General features: G+C 41.6%; 25 protein-coding genes and 1 tRNA gene. 7 read left to right on the top strand and 19 right to left on the bottom strand.

Annotated features, from left to right (window positions below; all coding sequences use genetic code 11):
- Positions 1 to 3 precede the first annotated feature (3 nt).
- The 9 genes from AXF18_RS06790 to AXF18_RS06750 all read right to left on the bottom strand — a co-directional run bounded on the left by AXF18_RS06790 (position 4) and on the right by AXF18_RS06750 (position 3,604).
- A complete protein-coding gene (locus tag AXF18_RS06790) occupies positions 4 to 426 on the bottom strand; it encodes a hypothetical protein (protein WP_049490227.1) in 423 nt (140 codons plus the stop codon).
- A 69-nt stretch (positions 427 to 495) separates the two neighbouring features.
- Entirely contained in the window at positions 496 to 1,050 is a 555-nt protein-coding gene (locus AXF18_RS06785) for a hypothetical protein (protein ID WP_049550022.1), read from the bottom strand.
- A 20-nt stretch (positions 1,051 to 1,070) separates the two neighbouring features.
- A complete protein-coding gene (locus AXF18_RS06780; protein ID WP_000703149.1) occupies positions 1,071 to 1,304 on the bottom strand; it encodes an Imm74 family immunity protein in 234 nt (77 codons plus the stop codon).
- A 198-nt stretch (positions 1,305 to 1,502) separates the two neighbouring features.
- Positions 1,503 to 1,574: transfer RNA gene (locus AXF18_RS06775), tRNA-Arg, on the bottom strand.
- Between the two features lie 42 nt (positions 1,575 to 1,616).
- Positions 1,617 to 1,964 carry a 50S ribosomal protein L19 gene (rplS, locus tag AXF18_RS06770; RefSeq protein WP_001068669.1) on the bottom strand — a complete coding sequence of 116 codons (348 nt, stop codon included), beginning with the start codon at positions 1,962 to 1,964 and terminating at the stop codon, positions 1,617 to 1,619.
- Between the two features lie 118 nt (positions 1,965 to 2,082).
- The gene (crcB, locus tag AXF18_RS06765) at positions 2,083 to 2,412 is read right to left on the bottom strand and encodes a fluoride efflux transporter CrcB (protein WP_000260097.1); all 330 of its coding nucleotides are present in this window, start codon (positions 2,410 to 2,412) and stop codon (positions 2,083 to 2,085) included.
- Positions 2,406 to 2,780: a fluoride efflux transporter CrcB gene (gene crcB, locus AXF18_RS06760; protein ID WP_000712108.1), complete on the bottom strand. Its 375-nt coding sequence runs from the start codon at positions 2,778 to 2,780 to the stop codon at positions 2,406 to 2,408. The genes crcB (AXF18_RS06765) and crcB (AXF18_RS06760) overlap by 7 nt, the downstream gene beginning before the upstream one ends.
- On the bottom strand, positions 2,777 to 3,043 hold the full coding sequence (locus AXF18_RS06755; protein ID WP_000362439.1) for a chorismate mutase: 267 nt from the start codon (positions 3,041 to 3,043) through the stop codon (positions 2,777 to 2,779). Before AXF18_RS06755 ends, crcB (AXF18_RS06760) begins: the two co-directional genes overlap by 4 nt.
- Before the next feature lie 117 nt (positions 3,044 to 3,160).
- Entirely contained in the window at positions 3,161 to 3,604 is a 444-nt protein-coding gene (locus AXF18_RS06750) for a flavodoxin (protein ID WP_001162123.1), read from the bottom strand.
- 103 nt (positions 3,605 to 3,707) lie between these two features.
- Here AXF18_RS06750 and AXF18_RS06745 point away from each other — a divergent pair, with 103 nt between their 5' ends.
- The 3 genes from AXF18_RS06745 to AXF18_RS06735 all read left to right on the top strand — a co-directional run bounded on the left by AXF18_RS06745 (position 3,708) and on the right by AXF18_RS06735 (position 6,029).
- A complete protein-coding gene (locus AXF18_RS06745; protein ID WP_049490233.1) occupies positions 3,708 to 4,652 on the top strand; it encodes a bifunctional oligoribonuclease/PAP phosphatase NrnA in 945 nt (314 codons plus the stop codon).
- A gap of 107 nt (positions 4,653 to 4,759) precedes the next feature.
- Positions 4,760 to 5,623 (top strand): lantibiotic ABC transporter permease, encoded by an 864-nt coding sequence (locus AXF18_RS06740; RefSeq protein ID WP_049550417.1) that lies wholly within the window; start codon positions 4,760 to 4,762, stop codon positions 5,621 to 5,623.
- Positions 5,624 to 5,786: 163 nt separating this feature from the next.
- Positions 5,787 to 6,029, top strand: a complete 243-nt coding sequence (locus AXF18_RS06735; RefSeq protein WP_000710762.1) for a type B 50S ribosomal protein L31 — start codon at positions 5,787 to 5,789, stop codon at positions 6,027 to 6,029.
- Between the two features lie 123 nt (positions 6,030 to 6,152).
- On the opposite strand, the gene AXF18_RS06730 is transcribed toward AXF18_RS06735, so the two are convergent.
- The 7 genes from AXF18_RS06730 to AXF18_RS06700 all read right to left on the bottom strand — a co-directional run bounded on the left by AXF18_RS06730 (position 6,153) and on the right by AXF18_RS06700 (position 15,172).
- Complete coding sequence (locus AXF18_RS06730) at positions 6,153 to 7,487, bottom strand: Nramp family divalent metal transporter (protein WP_000100450.1); 1,335 nt, start codon at positions 7,485 to 7,487, stop codon at positions 6,153 to 6,155.
- Positions 7,488 to 7,708: 221 nt separating this feature from the next.
- Positions 7,709 to 10,885, bottom strand: a complete 3,177-nt coding sequence (carB, locus tag AXF18_RS06725) for a carbamoyl-phosphate synthase large subunit (protein WP_065371715.1) — start codon at positions 10,883 to 10,885, stop codon at positions 7,709 to 7,711.
- Positions 10,886 to 11,196: 311 nt separating this feature from the next.
- Positions 11,197 to 12,276, bottom strand: coding sequence for a carbamoyl phosphate synthase small subunit (locus AXF18_RS06720; protein WP_000166847.1), 1,080 nt, complete (start codon positions 12,274 to 12,276; stop codon positions 11,197 to 11,199).
- 49 nt (positions 12,277 to 12,325) lie between these two features.
- The gene (locus AXF18_RS06715) at positions 12,326 to 13,249 is read right to left on the bottom strand and encodes an aspartate carbamoyltransferase catalytic subunit (protein ID WP_049501343.1); all 924 of its coding nucleotides are present in this window, start codon (positions 13,247 to 13,249) and stop codon (positions 12,326 to 12,328) included.
- Between the two features lie 18 nt (positions 13,250 to 13,267).
- The gene (pyrR, locus tag AXF18_RS06710) at positions 13,268 to 13,789 is read right to left on the bottom strand and encodes a bifunctional pyr operon transcriptional regulator/uracil phosphoribosyltransferase PyrR (protein ID WP_049485335.1); all 522 of its coding nucleotides are present in this window, start codon (positions 13,787 to 13,789) and stop codon (positions 13,268 to 13,270) included.
- Between the two features lie 210 nt (positions 13,790 to 13,999).
- Positions 14,000 to 14,629 carry an endonuclease III gene (nth, locus tag AXF18_RS06705; RefSeq protein ID WP_000244437.1) on the bottom strand — a complete coding sequence of 210 codons (630 nt, stop codon included), beginning with the start codon at positions 14,627 to 14,629 and terminating at the stop codon, positions 14,000 to 14,002.
- Positions 14,630 to 15,172 (bottom strand): DUF177 domain-containing protein, encoded by a 543-nt coding sequence (locus AXF18_RS06700; protein ID WP_049501342.1) that lies wholly within the window; start codon positions 15,170 to 15,172, stop codon positions 14,630 to 14,632.
- A 168-nt stretch (positions 15,173 to 15,340) separates the two neighbouring features.
- Here AXF18_RS06700 and AXF18_RS06695 point away from each other — a divergent pair, with 168 nt between their 5' ends.
- Together AXF18_RS06695 and AXF18_RS06690 are read left to right on the top strand one after the other, a co-directional pair.
- Entirely contained in the window at positions 15,341 to 15,670 is a 330-nt protein-coding gene (locus tag AXF18_RS06695; RefSeq protein WP_049501341.1) for a hypothetical protein, read from the top strand.
- Positions 15,671 to 16,003: 333 nt separating this feature from the next.
- Complete coding sequence (locus AXF18_RS06690) at positions 16,004 to 17,563, top strand: ATP-binding cassette domain-containing protein (protein WP_049501340.1); 1,560 nt, start codon at positions 16,004 to 16,006, stop codon at positions 17,561 to 17,563.
- A gap of 44 nt (positions 17,564 to 17,607) precedes the next feature.
- Here AXF18_RS06690 and htpX read toward each other — a convergent pair whose 3' ends face one another.
- On the bottom strand, positions 17,608 to 18,507 hold the full coding sequence (gene htpX / locus AXF18_RS06685; protein ID WP_049550416.1) for a zinc metalloprotease HtpX: 900 nt from the start codon (positions 18,505 to 18,507) through the stop codon (positions 17,608 to 17,610).
- Position 18,508: 1 nt separating this feature from the next.
- Positions 18,509 to 19,069 carry a LemA family protein gene (locus tag AXF18_RS06680; RefSeq protein WP_000219838.1) on the bottom strand — a complete coding sequence of 187 codons (561 nt, stop codon included), beginning with the start codon at positions 19,067 to 19,069 and terminating at the stop codon, positions 18,509 to 18,511.
- A 94-nt stretch (positions 19,070 to 19,163) separates the two neighbouring features.
- On the opposite strand from AXF18_RS06680, the gene rsmG reads away from it, so the two are divergent.
- Positions 19,164 to 19,877 carry a 16S rRNA (guanine(527)-N(7))-methyltransferase RsmG gene (rsmG, locus tag AXF18_RS06675; RefSeq protein ID WP_000801948.1) on the top strand — a complete coding sequence of 238 codons (714 nt, stop codon included), beginning with the start codon at positions 19,164 to 19,166 and terminating at the stop codon, positions 19,875 to 19,877.
- A 372-nt stretch (positions 19,878 to 20,249) separates the two neighbouring features.
- Complete coding sequence (locus AXF18_RS06670) at positions 20,250 to 21,533, top strand: uracil-xanthine permease family protein (RefSeq protein ID WP_000808282.1); 1,284 nt, start codon at positions 20,250 to 20,252, stop codon at positions 21,531 to 21,533.
- Positions 21,534 to 21,687: 154 nt separating this feature from the next.
- Here the strand turns inward: AXF18_RS06670 and tnpA are convergent, their stop codons facing one another.
- Positions 21,688 to 22,152, bottom strand: coding sequence for an IS200/IS605 family transposase (gene tnpA, locus AXF18_RS06665; RefSeq protein ID WP_065371714.1), 465 nt, complete (start codon positions 22,150 to 22,152; stop codon positions 21,688 to 21,690).
- Positions 22,153 to 22,312 lie beyond the last annotated feature (160 nt).

The raw sequence follows: 22,312 nt of genomic DNA, 5'->3' as shown, positions 1-22,312 counted from the left end.
TCCTTACTTAAGTGGTGATACATAATCATCTGGAAGTTTGCCTCTCCAGTCAATCCACATTTGCTCAGCAATTGGAATTAATCTTTCAAGCTCTTCCTGAGTAAATAACTCTCTAGTTTCAGGTAAATCAATTAATGATGTGGGACTCTCTTCTATGAATCGTTTCTCACTAGCTTTCTTTTCTTCTTCCGTCGGTGGCCAACAATCGTTTTGAACCTTCCAAGATATTTCAAGTAGAGTCCGCTCTCCACTATCTAGTAAGGTAAATAATTCTTGTGGTAATTCATAGACAACTAACCAAGAAGCTACGGTTCCCTCTTCTGAAACTAAATAATACTTGTTATCATTTCTCCAGATGGATTTTCCATAACCTTTTACTTCTTCAAACTGGATAACATCTTCCCATTGTAGTTTTGTTGGTTTCATTTGTATTCTCCTAGTGCAATTATCTCTCAGCATAAAATATCATAAAAATCCGTCTTCTATTTCTCTTCCTTAATAGGCGATGCCATCTTTTATCCATTTTCTAGTTTCTAAATCCACATTAAAATAGAAATCACTTCGACCAGAACTATCAAAACAATCTTCTTTAAGAGCTTCACATACAATTCTCAGTTTCTTCTTACTTATCTCAGAAATGTATAGCATTGTATACCCTGCAGGAGATTCAATTTGGTCGATTCTCTCACCTTCTAAATTATAAACCTCTAGTTCTGATGGAAGGTCAAAATCGCTGGATGAGCGAAATATACTGAAGATACGCTGATATTTAGGACTAAATCGAAGATGATGTAAATGATGAAAACCAATCTGATGTTTGCCATTATGATTCCAATCTAGGGTTCCTTCTAGTAGATTTTGTTTCCCTAACAGTTTTCCTTCTAAACTAAAGTAGAAAATGATTTTGCTTACAAAGTTTTCTCCACTATAAACCATCACCATGTTCTCATCTTTATGATATTCCGCATGAATGATATCTGGTAGTTCTATCTTTATTACACAACCATCCCATTCCCATGTAAGCATCTGTTCACTGTAATCGATTTTCATCATTCTTCTCCTACTCTAACTCAGATAAATTCGATCTGAATTGATTGCTCCGTCATCCTGGAGTTCACTTCCTCGACAAGTTTATCTATCTCGTTCTGTGTGATAAGAATGTGATTGTAAGTTGGTTCCCAATTCTGTATGCTTGACCTATATACAATAAAGCTACCATCAGTCAACAACTCTCCCTCTGCTTTTAGAACATAGCCATTTTCATAGTCAAAAGTAACGTTACCACTTGTCCCAGAAATTTTCATTCCATTTCCTTCTTTACTCAAACATCATTATTTTTCTCAGAAAACTAAATCCTAATACTCATAATAAGGAGAGAAATTCCCCTTCAAATAAGCACTGATACTTTCTCCTATTATACCACACCATGGATATCATATTAAATGTTTAAAGTTTGGTCAAAGAAAAAACACTGGTTATCCAGTGTTTTGTTTCTAGTTTACTGCCCCCTGCAGGAATCGAACCTGCAACTACTCCTTAGGAGGGAGTTGTTATATCCATTGAACTAAGGGAGCTAGAGAAAAACCCTGCTGGGTGAGCAGAGTTTTTTAGTCGAATTAACGACGGATTTCTTTGATACGAGCTGCTTTACCTTGAAGAGCACGCAAGTAGTACAATTTCGCACGACGTACTTTACCGTAACGAACAACTTCAATCTTTTCAACACGTGGAGTGTGGATTGGGAAGATACGCTCAACACCTACACCGTTAGAGATTTTGCGAACTGTGTAGTTTTCTGAGATGCCAGCACCTTTACGTGCAATAACAACACCTTCAAAAATCTGGATACGTTCACGGTTTCCTTCGACAACTTTCGCGTGTACACGAACAGTGTCACCAGGACGGAATGATGGGATATCTGTACGAAGTTGACCTTCAGTCAAGCTTTGGATTAATGGATTCATTTTTTTCTCCTATCTTTGTCAATCTTGAGGAACCTTCCTCAGCGGATAAACTGTATTTTTGTATGTCCATTACACACAAGATACAGTTTACCAAATTTCCACCTAAAAGTAAAGAAATTTATAGCAGAATTCCTAAAAAAATCGCTACTAAACCTCCTAAGTAAGTTAAGAGAAAATAGCTGTAAAACACCTTCTTGTCACTAAGCAGTCTCTGTAGCTCTTCATTCAAAGTTGAAAAAGTCGTCAAACCTCCACAAAATCCTGTAGCTAGGATGGTATAGACTTCCTTGGACTCCACATGGTTGTAGCATAATCCAATCAAAAAGCAACCTAGAAGATTGGCTATGAGTGTTCCTAGTGGTAGTCCTGACCCATGATTATAACGGGAAAAGAAATAACGGACAAGGGCACCCAGTCCACAAGCAAGCGCTAGATAAAATACTACCATTTCTTCCTCCCTAGACAATAAGCAAATAAAAGCCCTCCGCCAATACTCAATACTAGGTAGATTACCAAGCTCAAATAACGCCCGGTATCAAGCAGTTTTACTGCATCAAGCATTAGGCTAGAAAAAGTTGTCAAGCCACCACAAAATCCCGTCCCCAGCGCCAAAACCAAGCCTTTGCTGGTTCCCTTATAGGCCAGATAGCCTTTTACCAGATAGACCAAGCAGAATATTCCCAGATAGTTGACGAGAAGGGTCCCCCAAGGAAAGTCTGGGCTAGCTGGTAACCAAGTGGAAATGAGATAGCGGGCAAGGCCTCCCACCATTGCAGCTAGAAAAATCCCTAGCGGATAAAATTGTTCTTTTTTCATTTAATGTTTTGATCCTGATAATCACGCGAACGTTTGAGTATGTCTGAAAAAGTTGCAACAATGGTCTCCTGATAGCGCTTATCTTCTACTCGATTTTTGACTTTCTCAAAAATAACTTCTTCTCTCTTAGTATCTAAAATAGGTTTTCCTGAGGCTTTCTTATAGGCAACTACTCCCTCAACCAAATGCATTCGTTCTTCTAGGAGCTTAACGATTTGGTCGTCGATTTGATCAATTTCTTGCCGAATAATATCTAAATCCATGGCATCTCCTCCTTTATTTGAATTATTGTATCAAAAAGCTACCAAATAGGCTAGTAAAATCCCAAAATAATTAATAAAAAAACGCACTGACTTCTTCCAGTCAGCGCAGTTTGATTCTTATCCTACTTTTGCAGCCAATTCTTCTGCGAATTGTTCCAAACGTTCGATGTCTTCTTCTTCGGCAGAGAGGTCCACTTTAACACACGCTGAACCTTTTTCTGCTCCTGTCGCGACAAATACACGATCAAAGTCATCAACAGCTTTACAGAATTCGTCGTAGAAGGTATCTCCTGAACCGACCACTCCATAGATTTTGCCATTCAAGTTGAGATCTGCTAGGTCTTCGTAGAAGTCCATCATCTCATCTGGCAATTCTCCGTCTCCATAAGTATAAGTCGCAACGATTGCGATGTCTGCCTCCAAGAAGTCTGAAGCGTCAACAGTCGTACATTCATCCACATCGACATCCAAGCCCAAGTCACGCAATTTGTCTGCTACAATATCTGCAATTTCTTCGGTATTACCGGTCATACTGGCAAATACAATTTTTGCTAATGCCATATCGTCCTCCTCAATTTATCTTTCTCCATTATATCATATCTTTTTCATTTTAAAAATAAAAATTCTTGTGCTACAATGAAATGAGAAAGAATTGAGGTTATTTATGGAAATTTGCCAGCAAATTTTAGAGAAAATCAAAGAATACGATACCATTATCATTCATCGTCATATGAAACCAGATCCAGATGCCTTAGGGAGTCAGGTAGGTTTAAAAGCTCTTCTCACACACCATTTTCCAGAAAAGACCATCAAAGCAGTCGGTTATAACGAACCAACTCTAACCTGGATGGCGGAAATGGATACTGTCCAAGACAATGACTACCAAGGAGCTCTTGCTATTATTTGTGATACAGCGAATCGTCCTCGTATCGATGATAAACGCTACGAACAAGCTAATTTCACCATCAAAATCGATCACCATCCAAATGATGACATCTATGGTGACCTATCTTGGGTGGATACAAGTTCAAGCAGCGCCAGTGAGATGATTGCATTATTTGCTCAAGAAAATCAGCTAACTTTGTCTAGTGAAGCGGCACGACTTCTCTATGCAGGAATTGTCGGGGACACAGGGCGTTTTCTCTACCCTTCAACTAGTGCCCGTACCTTTAGAATAGCTGGCCAGCTCCGAGAAATTGATTTTGACTTTGCTGGACTGTCTCGTCAAATGGATACCATGAGCTTCAAGATTGCAAAATTGCAAGGGTATGTTTATGATCACTTAGAAGTTGATGAGAATGGGGCTGCACGCGTTCTGCTTACTCAAGACATCTTGGAAAAATATAAGGTTACGGATGCTGAAACAGCAGCGATTGTTGGGGCACCTGGTCGAATTGATACTGTTAAGGCTTGGGCTATCTTTGTTGAACAAGCTGATGGCCACTTCCGTGTGCGAATGCGCAGTAAAATCACCCCTATCAATGAGATAGCCAAACGACATGACGGGGGAGGGCATCCATTAGCCAGTGGCGCCAATTCCTATAGTCTAGAAGAAAACGAACAAATATATAAAGAACTGAAAGAGGCTCTACAGATTCACCAAGGCTAAGAAAGAATTTTCTTGGCCTTTTATATGCTAGATTCTTAAAATATACGGTTTCTTTGTACCTCAGTTTATGGTATAATAAATCAAACTGAATAAAAGGAGACTTAATAATGGAAAAAAATCGTTTGTATATTCTCATTTCTGCTGGAGTAGCCATTCTTGGTTCACTCTTGCCATGGGCTAGTTTAAATGCAGGTTCTTTTGGGTCCTATAGCGTGAATGGTTACCAAGGTGATGGTTGGTTTGTCATTATCGCGGCTATTGTGTCTATTGTTCTTGCATGCTTGAATAATATGAATAAAGCAATGTCTAAAGGGTTCTCAATTGGTGTCATTGTTGCGGGTGCAATTGCAACTCTCGTCACACTAAATAGTCTCTTTAATGTAAATAAGTACATGTCTAACTTTGGTGGATATGGCATTTCAATCGGCTTTGGTTTGATTTTGGCTATTCTTGCTAGCATTGCACTTGTTGTAACTGGTCTCTTGGCAATGTCAGGTGGTAAAATTACAAAAGAGTCATTTACTGAATTAGCTGAGTCTGGTAAAGATTTTGCTCAAACTGTCGGACGTGTAACAAGCTCTACCGTTAAAACTGCAGTCGAAGAAATCAAAAAAGAATCTCAAGAACGTAAAAAAGAAGAAACTACTGCTGAGAAAACAGAGACTGCTAAAGAGGAAACCGAGCAAACAGAAGAAGCTAAGGAACCAGCTAATGTGGAGGCTGAATCAGTAGCAGAAAACGCAGAACCAGTAAAAGAAGAAACTACTGAATCTGAAACAAAAACAGAAGCTGAGCCAGTAGCCGAACCAACAGAAACAGAGGCTGAAGCTGAAACTGTAACAGAATCAACGGAAACAGAACCTACTGAAACTGAAAAAGAGGCTAAATCAGCAGAAGAAAACGCAGAACCAGTAAAAGAAACAGAAGTAAAAAATCAACAAGAAGAAAAAGCTCCAAATCAAGAGAATTAATCATTCTTCTACCCTCACTCCAGTAAACACTGGAGTGATTTTTTATCAAGATTTTTAATAAAATCAGGGAAAAGACTTGCCAAACTTATCAGAATCTGATAGACTAGTATGGTAACAATCTATGGCTCGCAAAGAGACCATGGCAGAAAGGAAATATTGCAAAATGAAAAAAGATATCCATCCAGAATATCGCCCAGTTGTCTTCATGGACACAACTACTGGTTACAAATTCCTTAGCGGTTCAACTAAACGCTCTAACGAAACTGTTGAGTTTGAAGGCGAAACTTACCCATTGATCCGTGTGGAAATTTCATCAGACTCACACCCATTCTACACTGGACGTCAAAAGTTCACTCAAGCAGATGGACGCGTGGATCGTTTCAACAAAAAATACGGTCTCAAATAATCATAAAAAGAACAGTTACCACTGTTCTTTTTTTTTACTTCTTTTTATGTTTTAATGAACCAACCACTGCTATTATCTCAATATCAAGCTTCAAGCTAGTACCGAAAACTAATTTGAACAAGTTTAAAAAATATCAAAAAGAAGTTTGATATTGAGAATGGTTAAGATAATGGAAACTGCGTAACCTAGGATTGTGTTCCACTTGGCATTGGTGAATTCTCCCATCAGTGACTTTTTAGAGGTTAGATAAATCAAGGGGAAAATTGAAAACGGAAGAGCGATTGAAAGAAAGACCTGTGAATAGACCAATAACTGATCCAAGGTTTTTTCTTGATACCCAAATAAAACGGCGACTATAATCACAGGTAGCAAGGCAAAAATACGGGTACCGATACGGATAAGCCACTGAGGCAATCTTAGATGTAAGAAACCTTCCATGACAATCTGTCCTGTCAAAGTGCCTGTAATGGTCGAATTTTGACCACTTGCTAAGAGGGCTAGAGCAAATAAAGTTGACAAGGTTGAGCTGGCTATCGCTCCTGCTATTGTCGAATCCTGTAAAGCATTGTACATTTGGGAGAAAGCTGAAATTTCAGATGCATGACCAAAAAAGAGGGAGGCACCTAAAATGAGAAGTAAGGAATTGACAATAAAGGCTAGGGACAACTGAAGATTTGAATCCCAGGTCATAAAGCGAACTGCTTTTCGAACATCCTTCTTATCTTTGTGATTGATTTTCCTTGTTTGGGATAGAGAGGAATGGAGATAGAGATTATGGGGCATGACTGTCGCTCCTACAATCCCTAGAGCCAAGGTCAATTGACTTTCATGACCCGGTAACGGTGTTTCAAATAAAGTTGAAGTTGGCAAATAACCACCAATGATCCCCTGGATACTTGGATTGGATAAGGCCACAAGATAGGTAAAGATGGCTAATATGGTTAAAATAAGGGTCGTAACAATAGCTTCAATTTTTTTGAAACCAAATTTCATCAACAACAACAAAAGAAACACATCTAAAACGGTTAAGAGGATAGCAATCATAATCGGTATTTTAAACAAAAGATTTAAGGCAATCGCTGAACCTAGAACCTCAGCCAAGTCTGTCGCCATTAAAGCTAATTCTAAAATCACCCACAAACTATAGCGAAGCCACTTGGGAGCATGATGAGCTGTGGCCTGCGCTAGGTCCATCCTAGTCACGATACCGAGCTTCCCAGCCATCTGTTGTAGCTGCATAGCAATGATGGATGAAATTAAAATAACAAATAAAAGGCTGTACTTGTAGGAGGCGCCACCAACCACACTGGTGATCCAATTTCCAGGATCCATGTAGCCAACTGCCACAAGTGCACCAGGTCCTAAGAATGCTTTTAGATTTTGCCAAAAATGATTGTTATTTGGAGTCTCAATAGATTGATTGATCTCAGAAAGAGAGACTTTTTCATAAGAGGACATAGGGATTTCCCACTTTCTAATCTGTCTTTACATATTTCTTAATAGAATATTTTTTTGAAAGAATGATGAAAATAGTTTACCTATTTCCAATTCACCCTTATTATATCACATTTTAGAATGATTCCTAATAAAAGAAATGATAGTTGAAATAGGCAATATCAGTATTGTAAAAGCCAGCGTTTTTTGACGCTGGCTTTAAAACTGTGAAAAATATTTCTCAACTAGATCGCTTCTGTGACAAAACTACGACTTTCTAGTACTTTGAGCATGGCATCTGCCGTATCTAGAGCTGTAAAGAGGGGCACACCGTGTTCAATGGCTGAACGACGGATTTGCTCACCATCTTCGTCAGCAGTTCGTTTGGTTCCGACAGTATTGATGATCGCTTGGATTTTTCCTTTACGGACATAGCTTGGGATATCCTGTTCATCGTCACCAATCTTACCAACAGGTTGGGCTTCGAGTCCATGACTGGCAAAGAAGGTTGCTGTCCCTTCTGTTGCGAGGATACCATAGCCGATATTTTGGAAACGACGAGCCAAGTCCAAGGCCTCTTCTTTGGCATCATCAGCGATGGTAAAGACCACATTTCCAAAGGTTGGCAAGTGAAGATAAGAAGCTTCAAAAGCCTTGTACAAAGCTTTTTCAAGAGTTGTATCAGAACCCATAACTTCACCTGTTGACTTCATTTCAGGACCTAGTAAGCTGTCTACCTTGGCTAGTTTCGTAAAAGAGAAGACAGGCGCCTTGATATGAACGCGAGTGCTTTCTGGATAAAGGCCATCTTGGTAGCCAAGTTCTTCAAGACTTTGACCAAGAATGAGCTTAGTCGCTACCTGAGCCATAGGAATATTAGTTACCTTAGAAAGGAATGGCACCGTACGGCTGGCACGTGGATTGACCTCAATAACATAGACTTTTTCGTCCTTGATGACAAACTGGATGTTCATCATCCCAAGACAATTAAGACCGATTGCTAGGCGTTTGGTATAGTCTGCGATGGTTTCCTGCACCTTTTGAGACAAGGTTTGTGGTGGGTAAACGGCCATTGAGTCACCTGAGTGGACACCGGCACGTTCGATATGTTCCATGATACCAGGAATAAGGACATTTTCACCGTCTGAAATGGCATCAACTTCACACTCTTGCCCAACGATATAAGAATCTACAAGGACAGGATGGTCAGGACTAGCCTTAACCGCTGTACGCATATAAGAACGAAGATCTTCTTCGTTTTCAACGATTTCCATGGCGCGTCCACCCAAGACATAAGATGGGCGAACGAGTACTGGGAAGCCAATCTTGCGAGCTGCAAGTACTGCTTCTTCTTCATTGGTTGCTGTCTGTCCTGGTGGCTGTGGAATATCCAAGTCTTTAAGGGCTTGCTCGAAGAGATCGCGGTCTTCGGCACGGTCTAAGTCAGCGACTTGCGTACCAAGGATAGTCACCCCTGCTTTTGCCAAAGGCTCCGCAAGGTTGATGGCTGTTTGACCACCGAACTGAACGATAACCCCTTTTGGTTGCTCCAAGTCAATAACATTCATAACATCTTCAAAAGTTAATGGCTCAAAGTAGAGCTTATCAGATACCGAGAAGTCTGTAGAAACGGTCTCTGGGTTTGAGTTCATGATGATGGCTTCGTAACCAGCTGCTTGGATAGCCTTAACAGAGTGAACGGTTGCGTAGTCAAACTCAACCCCTTGACCGATACGGATTGGACCTGAACCTAGGACAAGAACGGATTCCTTTTCAGATTTGATAGACTCATTTTCCCAGCCATAGGTTGAATAGAAATATGGCGTTTCAGAGTCGAACTCGGCTGCACAGGTATCGACCATCTTGTAAACTGGGACAATCTTATTTTCCAAGCGAAGTTGGCGAACTTGGTCAGCTGTCGTTTCCCATAGTTCAGCAATTTTACGGTCTGAGAAACCATTAAGTTTAGCAGTTTTCAAGACTTCTATGTCTTGTGGATGGGCACCCAATTCTTGCTCAATTTCAAAGATATGCAAAAGTTTATCAAGATAGAAGATATCAATCTTGGTCAAATCAGCAATTTCTTCTGGTGTGTAGCCACGGCGAATGGCTTCTGATACGTAGAAGAGACGGTCATCTTGGGCTTTAACAACTTTTTCAATCAAGGCATCATCTGATACAGATGAAAGCTCTGGCATTTCATTGTGGTGCACCCCAATTTCAAGGGAACGACAAGCTTTAAGAAGTGATTCCTCGATGTTACGACCAATTGCCATAACTTCCCCAGTTGCCTTCATCTGGGTACCAAGACGACGCTCACCTTTTTCAAACTTGTCAAATGGGAAACGTGGAATCTTGGCAACTACGTAGTCAAGGGCTGGTTCAAACATGGCATAGGTTGAACCTGTAACTGGGTTAATCACTTCATCCAAGGTCAACCCTACCGCAATCTTGGCAGCCAATTTGGCGATTGGGTAACCTGTTGCTTTCGAAGCAAGGGCTGACGAACGCGATACACGGGGATTTACTTCGATGACATAGTACTTAAAGCTGTGTGGGTCCAAAGCCAACTGAACATTACATCCACCTTCAATTTTGAGGGCACGAATGATGCTCAAGCTCGCGTCACGTAGCATTTGGTTTTCATAGTCTGACATGGTTTGCGCAGGGGCAAATACAATGGAATCCCCTGTGTGAATCCCCACTGGGTCAAAGTTTTCCATGTTACAAACAACGAGGGCATTGTCAGCTGAGTCGCGCATAACTTCGTATTCGATTTCCTTGAAACCTGCAATCGAACGTTCAATCAAACATTGGGTAACAGGTGACAGTTTCAACCCATTTTCAGCGATTTCACGTAGTTCTTCCTCGTTGGCACACATACCACCACCAGTACCACCAAGGGTAAAGGCTGGACGAACGATAACAGGGTAGCCGATTGATGCCGCAAAAGCAACAGCTTCTTCCACTGTGTTGACAATTTCAGATTCTGGAATTGGTTGCTCAAGCTCTTCCATCAATTGTTTAAAGAGATCACGGTCCTCAGCCTGGTCAATAGCAGATAATTTAGTTCCCAGAAGCTCTACTCCAAGCTCATCTAGAATACCATTTTTAGATAATTCCATGGCCATATTGAGACCAGTTTGTCCACCAAGGGTCGGTAGCAAGGCATCTGGACGTTCCTTACGGAGAATACGTGTCACAAACTCGAGTGTAATCGGTTCGATGTAGACCTTGTCCGCAATCTCCTTGTCCGTCATGATGGTGGCAGGGTTTGAGTTTACCAAGACAACTTCATAACCTTCCTCTTTCAAAGACAAGCAGGCCTGAGTCCCAGCGTAGTCAAACTCAGCAGCCTGACCAATAATAATCGGACCAGAACCAATCACCATAATTTTTTGAATATCAGTACGTTTAGGCATAGTTTATGATACAAAGCCCGTAAAGAACACAGTGAAAATAGGAAACTCGGTGCAGACGCCTTTAGCGTCAAGACGATGTTTATCTTTTTCACACAGTTCTTAGGGCCTGTTCACTTCCGCGAACAATGTATCTTCTCCTTTCTATTCGTCGCCTCACAGAGCGACATTAAATAAGATACAAAGGACGAATAGAAAGCGATTAAATTTTAGGAAATCAAGGAAGGATTGACAATCCAAGTTGGTTTCTCTAAATTCCGAGCTTTCCGTCCGTGTTCAGTTACATAAATTCTCCGACGAGCTTTTACTCGTTTTTAGTTTGCTTGTTTAAAAGCTTCCATCATCTCGATAAATTCATCAAATAGGTAGCTTGCGTCGTGTGGACCAGGAGCTGCGTCTGGGTGGAATTGTACAGAAAAACCTGGTTGGTATCTGTGGCGAACTCCTTCAACTGACTTGTCATTGATTTCTTCGTGGGTAATGATCAAATGCTCTGGCAAGTCCTCACGGCTAACTGCATAACCGTGGTTTTGGCTGGTAAAGTCTACGCGTCCTGTTGCAATTTCACGTACCGCGTGGTTAAATCCACGGTGACCAAATTTCATCTTGTAGGTCTTCGCCCCGTTTGCCATGGCAAAAAGTTGGTGTCCCATACAAATACCGAAAATTGGAATTTTCCCTTGCACACCACGAATCATGTCCAGTGCTTCTGGAACGTCTTCTGGGTTACCTGGACCATTTGACAACATAACTCCATCAGGATTTAGGTGGAGAATTTCTTCTGCCGTTGTTGAATACGGAACGACGGTCACGTTACAGTTACGCTTAGAAAGTTCACGTAAGATTGAGTGCTTGAGACCAAAGTCTACTAAGACCACGCTCAAACCAACTCCAGGAGCTGGATAGGAAGTTTTAGTGGAAACCTGTTTGATATTGTCTGTCGGCAAGACTGTTGCTTGGAGCTGGTCCGTCACATGGTCCATACTGTCTCCAACATGGGTCAAGGTTGCACGCATCGTACCATGCTTACGGATAATCTTAGTAAGGGCACGCGTATCAATCCCTGAGATACCTGGAATTTTCTTGGCTTTCAAGAATTCGTCCAAGGTCATTTGGTTGCGCCAGTTGCTAGCTCGACGCGCCTCTTCGAAAACGACAACTCCTTTACAAGTTGGAATGATGGATTCGTAATCATCACGGTTAATTCCATAATTTCCCACCAAAGGATAGGTAAAGGTCAAGATTTGTCCATTATAAGACTGGTCTGTAATGGATTCTTGGTAGCCGGTCATCCCTGTGTTAAAGACGATTTCGCCTGTTACATCAATATCTGCTCCGAAGGCCTTACCTTCAAAAACTGTGCCATCTTCTAATACTAGAAGTCTTTTTGTCATATTTTCACCTCTCGTGGACGCTCACTGGCGTCTTTTAACGTCTTGTGTTTTAGTTGGCGTTTCTACTCGCCAGTACGGATTCTAAGATTGCCATTCGAACAAAGACACCGTTGGTCATTTGTTGGACAATGCGTGATTTTGGTGCTTCAACCAAGTGGTCAGCAATTTCCACATCTCGATTCACTGGAGCAGGATGCATAATGATTGCTGTTTCTTTTAAGCGATTATAGCGTTCTTGGTTCAAGCCGTGTTGAGCATGGTAGTCTTCTTTTGAAAAAACGGCTCCACTTTCATGGCGTTCATGTTGAACTCGGAGTAACATCAAAACATCCACCTGATCAACAATCTCATCAATAGTTACAAACTGTCCATAGTCCGCAAACTCTTGACTTCTCCATTCCTCAGGTCCTGCAAAGTACAGTTCAGCTCCCAAGCGTTTCAAAATTTGCATATTGGATTTGGCAACGCGTGAGTGGTCCAAGTCGCCTGCAATAGCAACCTTGAGACCCTCAAAGTGGCCAAATTCCTCATAAATAGTCATCAAATCAAGCAAGCTCTGGCTAGGATGTTGACCTGAGCCATCCCCACCATTGATAATAGAAGTTGTAATCGTCGGACTCACAATCAACTCTCTGTAATAGTCTACCTCTGGGTGGCGAATCACACAGACATCCACTCCTAGAGCAGATAGGGTCAAGATGGTATCATACAATGTCTCACCCTTATTGACTGAGCTAGTCTTCACATCAAAGTCCAGTCGCTCCAATCCTAGCTTAATCTCTGCCACTTCAAAGGACTTATGTGTCCGTGTAGAATCTTCAAAGAAGAGATTAGACACGATAGGTTTGTTCTCGTAGGGAAGTTGGGCTCCATTTTTAAACTCGATTCCTCGTTTGATCAATTTCATCACTTGATCAACTGTAAGGTCTTCCATAGAAACCACATGGTTCAATGCTTGTTGGTTTTCTGACATGGCTACTCCTTCAGCTTTCTAAGCTTCTTCAGTAATCAGAACTCTGTCTTGGCCATCAAGTTCTGTCATCTCTACGATGATTTCTTCAGAACGACTGGTTGGGATATTTTTCCCAACGTAATCTGGACGGATAGGCAATTCTCTATGTCCACGGTCAACTAGCACCGCAAGACTCACGCGCGCAGGACGACCATGGCCAACAATATTATCGATCGCAGCACGGATAGTACGGCCTGTATAGAGCACATCATCCACCAAGATAACCTCACGGTCAGTCACATCAACAGAAATCAAAGAAGTATCTTCTCCGCTTTTAACATCATCACGGAAAGGCTTGGTGTCCAATTCCACAACAGGAACAGTGATGTTTTCCAACTGCTCCAAGCGTTCTTTGATACGATGAGCGATGAAAACACCACGCGTTTTTATCCCAGCTAGGATAATTTTATTCAAATCTTTATTGCGCTCAATAATCTCGTAAGTAATTCGCGTAATCGCGCGTTTGACGGTCAATTCGTCTACAACTTCTTTTGCCTTCATGACAAACCTCCAAAAAGAAAAGTCTCCTTCTACAAGGAGACTTGAAATGTATAGCCAAGCGAGCCCTACTGTAAACAGTATAGACTTCACCCTTCTACTTTATCGCGCTCCTTGCCTGCCTCACGGGACAGGTTTAAAGGACTATTTAGTTACCATTTACTATAGCACAAAGCACCCTTAAAATCAAGCAAAAACTTTTTCAGAGTCCCCTTAAACATTACTAAAATCATATAATTGGGGATAGTGGTCACATTCTGGATTTTTGGGATGGCAGATAGCTCGTCCAAAGTAAATCATGGCCTGGTGGGCTGCTAACCACTCTTCTGGTGGCAAGACATCCATAACACGTTTTTCTACTTCAAGTGGCGTAGCTGATTTTTTAACGATATCGTGATGCTTGCAGATACGCTCCACATGAGTATCCACTGCAAAAGCAGGAATCCCAAAGCCCACACTCATGACAACATTGGCTGTCTTACGACCAACACCAGCTAGACTTTCTAATTCCTCTCGAGTCTGAGGCACTTGACCATCAAAATCGTCTAGTAACTGTTGGGCACATTTTTTAAGGAATTTGGCCTTATTTCGATACAGTCCCAGGCGAGAAATGTGTGAAGCAATTTCACTCTCTGTCGCTACAGACATGGCTTGTGGTGTCGGAAAAGCAGCAAAGAGACCTGGCGTGGCCTTATTTACCGCTGCATCTGTGGTCTGAGCTGACAACATCACTGCAACCAAGAGTTCAAAATGATTGGTAAAATCAAGACTAGGCTTAGCATCTGGAAAGAGGGCAATAATTTCCTCTATGACATGACGGGCACGTTTCTTAGATAAAACCATCTACTCGTCTCCATCAAACAGTCCTTGCAAGCCAGCAAATGGACTGTTTTCTTCTTTCTTGACTGCTTGTTGGGCTTGGTATTCATCTTCAGTCATGATTTGCCAGTCATTTCCAGACACAAACCCTTGGCCCGCCTCTTCTTCTTCCGTCAAGACCTTGATTGGGATATTGAGCAGAATATTATCTGCTACGCTCTCAGCAAGGTCTATTTCCCCATTTTCAATAGGCAAGACCAAGTCATCATCAAGAACTTCCTGGTCCAGTTGGTTGGTCGCTACTTCCATGAAAACTTCTGTCACTGGATAAGACTCAGCCAACTCAACTGGCTCCATACTGCGGCTGGAAGCAAGAACAATGGTATAAGATAGCTGATAGTCTAAGAAATACAGACGGTCTTCATACTGTACCTTCCCCACTGCAAGGATATCTTTGACATCTAAAATCTCTTGGTTCCGTTTACGCAAGTCTGCTGCCAGGTCCAAAGCTTGTTCAAAATGCAGGCCTTCAGGTTGCTTACGAATTTCTTGAATGTTTAACTTCATATTTCCTCCATAAAGATGTACTCACTTGATTATACCATGAAAAGGCTATAAGTCAGCCTCCCAAACTTTGATATTAAAATCTCATTTTTTAACATATTTACTATGACAAACTTTCCTATTAGTGCTATACTATAGGCAAGAATACATCAGAGCAAGGAGGATGCTCATATGGAGGACAAAGCACTCATCACTGAAGCTTACCAACTCCTTTCCGAGTTAAATAAAAGCTACCAAAGCTGTAAACAAGGAACAGCTGATGATCTTCGACTGCAAGAGCTGCTGAACACCACTCTTAAGGAACTAAAAACAGCAGAAAAACTGGACAACAGTATCTTAATCGACCTTGAGAAATTTTACCAACGTACCAGTCTTCTTATTGGACTAGGGAGCCTAAAACTAAACGATCAAGCTCGTATTGCTTGGCGAAACTATGACAAGTTCCACTACGAACATGTCAAACACGTGCTAACTCTCTATGGGCCTGTTTTCGGTTTTTAGAGTTTGAAATTACTTGTTTTCTGTTGACAAAATTTCCTGAAAGGTATAGGATAGAGGTACTAATACTCGGAGGTAAGGGAGACATGAACAACTAAGTCTATCAAATAAAGAATCTTTATTTAGTAGATCTTGTTTTTGTCTCTTTATTGTGTGCTCTTTTTATACTAGATTTTCTAGTATCTTGTCCTCATTGAAAATCAAAAAACTAGAAAGCTATGCTCCTCTTGGGTTGGGGTAGGCAGCTCCAAGCTAGTTTGACGAGTTTTTCAACGAGGATAATAGAGTTTTGGACAGTGACTTTGGGCTCTACTAGATAAAGTAGAGCTTTTTGTTATGCACTATCGACATTCTAGAAAGGGCAACAATATGATAAAAATCAATCATCTAACTATCACGCAAAACAAAGATCTACGAGATCTTGTATCTGACCTAACCACGACTATCCAAGACGGAGAAAAGGTTGCTATTATTGGTGAAGAAGGAAATGGTAAATCGACTTTACTACGAGCTTTAATGAGAGAAGCATTACCTGATTTTACCATCAAGGGCGACATCCAGTCTGACCTTCAATCACTGGCCTACATTCCTCAAAAACTCCCCGAGTTCCTGAAAAATAGGACTCTACATGACTACTTCTTTTTGGATTCTGCTGATTTAGACTACAGCATTCTTTATCGTTTGGCGGAGGAATTGCACTTTGATAGCGACCGTTTTGCTAGCGACCAAGAGATTGGCAGTCTATCAGGGGGCGAAGCATTGAAAATTCAGCTCATCCACGAGTTAGCCAAACCTTTTGAGGTTCTGTTTTTAGATGAACCTTCAAATGACCTAGACCTTGAGACGGTTGATTGGCTAAAAAGACAGATTCAAAAGATTAGGCAAACTGTTATTTTCATTTCCCATGATGAAGACTTTCTTTCTCAAACGGCAGATACTATTGTCCACTTGCGACTGGTCAAGCATCGGAAAGAAGCAGAAACACTAGTCGAGCATTTAGACTATGATCGCTATAGTGAGCAGAGAAAGGCTAATTTTGCCAGACAAAGTCAGCAAGCTGCTAACGACCAGAGAGCCTATGACAAAACCATGGAAAAACATCGCCGCGTTAAGCAAAATGTAGAAACTGCACTTCGAGCAACCAAAGACAGTACTGCTGGTCGCCTATTGGCTAAAAAGATGAAAACTGTTCTCTCTCAAGAAAAACGCTTTGAAAAGGAAGCTCAGTCCATGACCCAAAAACCACTTGAAGAGGAACAAATCCAACTTTTCTTTTCAGACATCCAACCATTAGCATCTTCTAAAGTCTTAGTCCAACTGGAAAAAGAAAATTTGTCCATTGGCGAGCGTATTTTAGCTCAGGAGTTACAACTAACGGTCCGTGGCCAAGATAAAATCGGTATCATCGGGCCAAATGGTGTTGGGAAATCAACTCTGTTAGCCAAGTTGCGGCAACTACTAAGCGCCAAAAGAGAGATTTCACTTGGTTTTATGCCACAAGATTACCATAAAAAGCTGCAATTGGATCTATCTCCAGTAGCCTATCTCAGCCAAACTGGACAAAAAGAGGAACTACAGAAAATCCAATCTCACCTAGCCAGTCTCAATTTCAACTATCCAGAGATGCACCACCAAATCCGCTCGCTATCTGGCGGGCAACAAGGCAAGCTCCTACTTGTAGATTTAGTGTTGCGCAAACCAAACTTTCTCATTCTGGATGAGCCTACCCGAAATTTCTCACCAACTTCCCAACCCGAAATCAGAAAACTCTTTGCCTCCTATCCCGGCGGTCTGATCACTGTTTCGCATGACAGACGCTTCTTAAAAGAGGTCTGTACGAGTATCTATCGCTTGACAGAAAATGGTTTGGAAGTCGTCGCTTTACAAGATTTATAATTTTTGAACATAGCAAAAATCCAGAGACGATCTCTGGATTTTGTTTACATCTGTTTCAAACGTTCAATCCGTTCTGAGATAGGTGGATGGGTATAAAAGAGTTTTTGAAGTCCGCCACCTTTCTTAGGATTATTGATATAAAGAGCGCTACTGGCATCGTCAACATGGTGATGCATCGGCTCGCTATTTTCCAACTTACGCAAGGCATTGATCATCCCTTGAGGATTGCGAGTCAGCTCCACACTGGATGCATCCGCCAGAAATTCCCTCTGACGGGAAATGGCAAGTTGCACCAAGGTTGCTGCGAGAGGTGCTAGAACAATGGCTAATAGAGAGATGATAAGCATGATAATCTCCAAACCATTTCCATCGCGATCATTATCACTCCGTCTGCGACCTGCGCCACCCCACCACATCATCCGTCCTGCCATACTAGACAAAAGGGTAATGGCACTGGCAAGGGCAACAGCAATTGTCGAAATACGGATATCGTAGTTTCGGATATGACTGACCTCATGGCCCATAACAGCTTCCAGTTCCTCGCGATTCATGATAGCCAGAAGGCCCGAAGTGGCTGCGACAGCTGCATTCTGCGGGTTTGAACCTGTCGCAAAGGCATTTAAAGAAGAATCCTCAATGATGAAAACACGTGGCATGGGGATCTGAGCGACCATGGCCATATCTTCTACTACATGGTAGAGGTCTGGGGCTGTTTGCTCATCAACCTCACGCGCCCCATTCATAGACATGACGATCTCTGTCGATTGAAAGATCATGGTCAGAGCGTAGATAAGACCAATAATCAAGGCAATAATCATGCCACCAAGACCTGAGCGCATGAAGAGATAGCCAACCGCATAACCAACCAAGGTCAAGAGTAGGAAGAAAACCAGCAACAAAATCCAGGTTTTTCGTTTATTGCTCGCAATTTGATCAAACAACATCTTAGTCACCTAAACCACTAAAGTCAACTTTAGGAACTGCCTTTTCCTCTTCAGGTGTTTGAAGGAAGTCTGCAGCTTTAAAGCCAAATAGTCCTGCGATGATGTTACTTGGGAAACTTTCAAGTTTTACATTGTAGTTGCTGACAACACTGTTGTAGAGTTGACGAGAGTAAGAAATTTTATTTTCTGTATTGGTCAACTCTTCTTGCAATTTGATAAAGTTGGCACTAGCTTTCAAGTCTGGGTAATTCTCTGCTACTGCAAAGATACCAGAAATCTGGCGGGTAAGGGCATCACTGGCCTTCATAGCTTCAGCTGGTGAAGTTGCTGCGGCTACTTGTCTACGAAGTTCTGTTACTTTTTCCAAGGTAGAACCTTCATATTTCGCATAGCCTTTGACTGTTTCAATCAAGTTTGGGAGGAGATCATTACGACGCTTCAACTGAACATCTATCTGGCTCCAAGCCTCCTTGGTCTGCATACGATTTTTAACCAAACCGTTATAGCTAACAATCACAAAAATAACAATCAGAGCCAAAACTCCAAGAATAATCCAAGTCATAATCTTATTCCTTTCTGCTTTTAGATTACTACCAGTATATCAAAATTTTATTGAATATGGTAAAATAAGATGATACTAGAGAAAGAAAAAGACTATGAAACCAGAAACATTTTACAGCTTGCTCGCTGAGCAAAATATTCCACTTTCGGACCAGCAAAAGAACCAATTTGAACGGTATTTTGAGCTCTTGGTCGAGTGGAATGAAAAGATTAACCTGACCGCTATTACAGATAAAGAGGAAGTTTATCTCAAACATTTTTATGATTCGATTGCACCTATTCTGCAAGGCTTGATTTCAAATGAAACTATCAAACTTCTTGATATCGGAGCGGGGGCAGGATTTCCTAGTCTACCCATGAAAATCCTCTATCCTCAGTTAGATGTAACCATCATTGATTCGCTAAATAAGCGCATCAACTTCCTTCAGCTTTTGGCTCAAGAGCTGGATTTGGAAGGTGTTCACTTCTACCATGGACGGGCAGAAGACTTTGCCCAAGACAAGAACTTCCGTGCCCAATTTGATGTGGTGACGGCTCGTGCGGTTGCCCGCATGCAGGTTTTGTCTGAACTGACCATTCCCTATCTTAAAGTCGGCGGAAAACTATTGGCACTCAAGGCCAGCAATGCTCCTGAGGAATTGCTAGAAGCCAAGAACGCTCTCAACCTCCTCTTCAGCAAGGTCGAAGACAATCTCAGCTACGCTCTACCAAATGGAGATCCGCGCTACATCACTGTGGTCAAAAAGAAAAAGGAGACGCCTAACAAGTACCCAAGAAAGGCTGGCATGCCCAATAAACGCCCGCTTTAAACAATGGTGCACCCTTGTTTAAAGTTCAGAAAACCATTTACAAAATCAACTTCGCTCTCACATTTCTAGGCTCGGGAAAAAAATGATTTACAAAATCATACCTCGCTCTCGTATTTCTAGGCTCGGGAAAAAATGATTTACAAAATCAAACCTCGCTCTCGCATTTCCGGGCTCGGGAAAAAATGATTTACAAAATCATTTTTTTCTGCTATACTATCACAAGCAAAGGTTTTTAATGTCATCCTGTGAGGTGACGAAGGCGCAGATTTATATAAATTTTTAAAAGATAGCTATTTTTTAAAAAGTCTTACTCTGAGGGCCTATTGCTGCAAAATAATGGGCTCTTTTTTGGTGCCCAAAAGTGAGGTTTTTATGAAACAGGAATCAACTGTTGACTTGTTACTAGACGTTGATCAACGTCCTTCTGCTGGTAAAGGTATTCTTCTAAGCTTCCAGCACGTATTTGCCATGTTTGGTGCAACCATTCTCGTTCCCTTAATTTTGGGAATGCCCGTATCGGTTGCTCTCTTTGCATCCGGTATTGGAACACTTATCTACATGATTTCTACTGGCTTTAAGGTTCCAGTTTATCTAGGTTCTTCATTCGCCTTTATCACGGCTATGTCTCTAGCCATGAAAGAAATGGGGGGCGATGTATCTGCTGCTCAAACGGGGGTAATCTTGACTGGTTTGGTCTATGTCCTTGTAGCAGCAAGTGTTCGTTTTGCAGGTACAAAATGGATTGATAAACTCTTGCCCCCAATCATTATCGGACCTATGATTATCGTTATCGGTCTTGGTCTTGCTGGTTCTGCTGTAACGAATGCTGGACTTGTAGCAGACGGAAACTGGAAAAACGCCCTTGTAGCCGTTGTTACATTCTTGATTGCCGCCTTTATCAATACAAAAGGAAAAGGTTTCCTCCGTATCATTCCTTTCCTCTTTGCCATCATCGGTGGGTACATCTTCGCTATGATGCTTGGTTTGGTTGACTTTACCCCAGTCCTTCAAGCAAACTGGTTTGAAATTCCTGGTTTCTACTTGCCATTTAGTACAGGTGGTGCCTTTAAAGAGTACAACTTGTACTTCGGTCCTGAAACAATCGCCATCTTGCCAATCGCTATTGTAACAATTTCAGAACACATCGGAGACCACACAGTTTTGAGCCAAATCTGTGGCCGTCAATTCCTGAAAGAACCAGGACTTCACCGTACGCTTCTCGGTGACGGTATTGCAACATCTGTATCTGCTTTCCTCGGTGGACCAGCCAATACGACTTACGGTGAAAATACAGGGGTTATCGGGATGACTCGTATCGCTTCTGTCTCAGTTATCCGTAACGCAGCCTTTATCGCCATTGCTCTTAGCTTCCTAGGTAAGTTCACTGCCTTGATTTCAACCATTCCAAATGCTGTGCTTGGTGGCATGTCCATCCTTCTCTACGGAGTTATCGCCAGCAATGGTTTGAAAGTTTTGATTAAAGAACGCGTTGACTTCAGTCAAATGCGTAACCTCATCATTGCTAGTGCCATGTTAGTACTTGGACTTGGGGGAGCCATCCTCAAACTTGGGCCAGTTACACTTTCAGGTACTGCTTTATCAGCCATGACAGGAATCATCTTGAACTTGATCTTGCCACACGAAAATAAAGACTAATCATCTATACAAATCATAACCACCCGTCTAACGGGTGGTTTGCACCAGGGCTATAAGCCCAAATCACCAGCCAGCGCCTAAAGACGCTGGCTTTCACGTTGTTCAAGCCTCATTGCTCTTGACTCGTCACTTGCCTCTTAAAGAGACCTTGGTACTACTTACCACTATCCCTAAAGGGATCCTCATATTCTTTTACACTTAATTTATCTAGTGCTATATCATGCTTTTCCTGTTCTTGAATATATTTCTTAATTGTGGCTTCATTAAGCCCTACTGTACTTACATAATAACCTTCTGCCCAGAAATGCCGATTCCCAAACTTGTACTTGAGGTTGGCGTGTTTGTCAAACATCATGAGTGCACTTTTACCTTTTAAATACCCCATGAAACTTGAAACACTTATCCTCGGTGGAATACTGACTAACATATGTACATGGTCTGGCATTAAGTGACCTTCGATAATCTCAACACCTTTATAACTACATAATCGATGGAATATTTCTCCCAAACTGCTTCGATATTGATTATAAATTACTTTTCGTCTATACTTAGGGGTGAACACAATGTGATATTTACACATCCACTTTGTGTGTGATAAACTATGTGCCTTTTGTCCCATATTTTTCTCCTTTCGCTTTACAATTGGCTTGAACACCTTTATTGTATCGCGTTTGGAGTTTTTTGGTATAACCTTCGATGCGCACCCGCATAGCGGGTGGTTTATTTGTCTCGCACCTTGCGGAGCGAGACGGACTAGTAGTCACATAACAAAATCCACT

Source organism: Streptococcus sp. oral taxon 064 (assembly GCF_001683375.1).
Lineage (GTDB): Bacteria > Bacillota > Bacilli > Lactobacillales > Streptococcaceae > Streptococcus > Streptococcus oralis_S.
Note: the sequence above shows the minus strand (reverse complement) of the source record. Positions and strands in the feature narration are given on the sequence as shown.

Excerpts from the sequence above, each read along its gene's own strand:
- AXF18_RS06790 (WP_049490227.1), bottom strand. The coding sequence starts at position 426 with ATGAAACCAACAAAACTACAATGGGAAGATGTTATCCAGTTTGAAGAA.
- AXF18_RS06785 (WP_049550022.1), bottom strand. The coding sequence starts at position 1,050 with ATGAAAATCGATTACAGTGAACAGATGCTTACATGGGAATGGGATGGT.
- AXF18_RS06780 (WP_000703149.1), bottom strand. The coding sequence starts at position 1,304 with ATGAAAATTTCTGGGACAAGTGGTAACGTTACTTTTGACTATGAAAAT.
- rplS (WP_001068669.1), bottom strand. The coding sequence starts at position 1,964 with ATGAATCCATTAATCCAAAGCTTGACTGAAGGTCAACTTCGTACAGAT.
- crcB (WP_000260097.1), bottom strand. The coding sequence starts at position 2,412 with ATGGTAGTATTTTATCTAGCGCTTGCTTGTGGACTGGGTGCCCTTGTC.
- crcB (WP_000712108.1), bottom strand. The coding sequence starts at position 2,780 with ATGAAAAAAGAACAATTTTATCCGCTAGGGATTTTTCTAGCTGCAATG.
- AXF18_RS06755 (WP_000362439.1), bottom strand. The coding sequence starts at position 3,043 with ATGGATTTAGATATTATTCGGCAAGAAATTGATCAAATCGACGACCAA.
- AXF18_RS06750 (WP_001162123.1), bottom strand. The coding sequence starts at position 3,604 with ATGGCATTAGCAAAAATTGTATTTGCCAGTATGACCGGTAATACCGAA.
- AXF18_RS06745 (WP_049490233.1), top strand. The coding sequence starts at position 3,708 with ATGGAAATTTGCCAGCAAATTTTAGAGAAAATCAAAGAATACGATACC.
- AXF18_RS06740 (WP_049550417.1), top strand. The coding sequence starts at position 4,760 with ATGGAAAAAAATCGTTTGTATATTCTCATTTCTGCTGGAGTAGCCATT.
- AXF18_RS06735 (WP_000710762.1), top strand. The coding sequence starts at position 5,787 with ATGAAAAAAGATATCCATCCAGAATATCGCCCAGTTGTCTTCATGGAC.
- AXF18_RS06730 (WP_000100450.1), bottom strand. The coding sequence starts at position 7,487 with ATGTCCTCTTATGAAAAAGTCTCTCTTTCTGAGATCAATCAATCTATT.
- carB (WP_065371715.1), bottom strand. The coding sequence starts at position 10,885 with ATGCCTAAACGTACTGATATTCAAAAAATTATGGTGATTGGTTCTGGT.
- AXF18_RS06720 (WP_000166847.1), bottom strand. The coding sequence starts at position 12,276 with ATGACAAAAAGACTTCTAGTATTAGAAGATGGCACAGTTTTTGAAGGT.
- AXF18_RS06715 (WP_049501343.1), bottom strand. The coding sequence starts at position 13,249 with ATGTCAGAAAACCAACAAGCATTGAACCATGTGGTTTCTATGGAAGAC.
- pyrR (WP_049485335.1), bottom strand. The coding sequence starts at position 13,789 with ATGAAGGCAAAAGAAGTTGTAGACGAATTGACCGTCAAACGCGCGATT.
- nth (WP_000244437.1), bottom strand. The coding sequence starts at position 14,629 with ATGGTTTTATCTAAGAAACGTGCCCGTCATGTCATAGAGGAAATTATT.
- AXF18_RS06700 (WP_049501342.1), bottom strand. The coding sequence starts at position 15,172 with ATGAAGTTAAACATTCAAGAAATTCGTAAGCAACCTGAAGGCCTGCAT.
- AXF18_RS06695 (WP_049501341.1), top strand. The coding sequence starts at position 15,341 with ATGGAGGACAAAGCACTCATCACTGAAGCTTACCAACTCCTTTCCGAG.
- AXF18_RS06690 (WP_049501340.1), top strand. The coding sequence starts at position 16,004 with ATGCACTATCGACATTCTAGAAAGGGCAACAATATGATAAAAATCAAT.
- htpX (WP_049550416.1), bottom strand. The coding sequence starts at position 18,507 with ATGTTGTTTGATCAAATTGCGAGCAATAAACGAAAAACCTGGATTTTG.
- AXF18_RS06680 (WP_000219838.1), bottom strand. The coding sequence starts at position 19,069 with ATGACTTGGATTATTCTTGGAGTTTTGGCTCTGATTGTTATTTTTGTG.
- rsmG (WP_000801948.1), top strand. The coding sequence starts at position 19,164 with ATGAAACCAGAAACATTTTACAGCTTGCTCGCTGAGCAAAATATTCCA.
- AXF18_RS06670 (WP_000808282.1), top strand. The coding sequence starts at position 20,250 with ATGAAACAGGAATCAACTGTTGACTTGTTACTAGACGTTGATCAACGT.
- tnpA (WP_065371714.1), bottom strand. The coding sequence starts at position 22,152 with ATGGGACAAAAGGCACATAGTTTATCACACACAAAGTGGATGTGTAAA.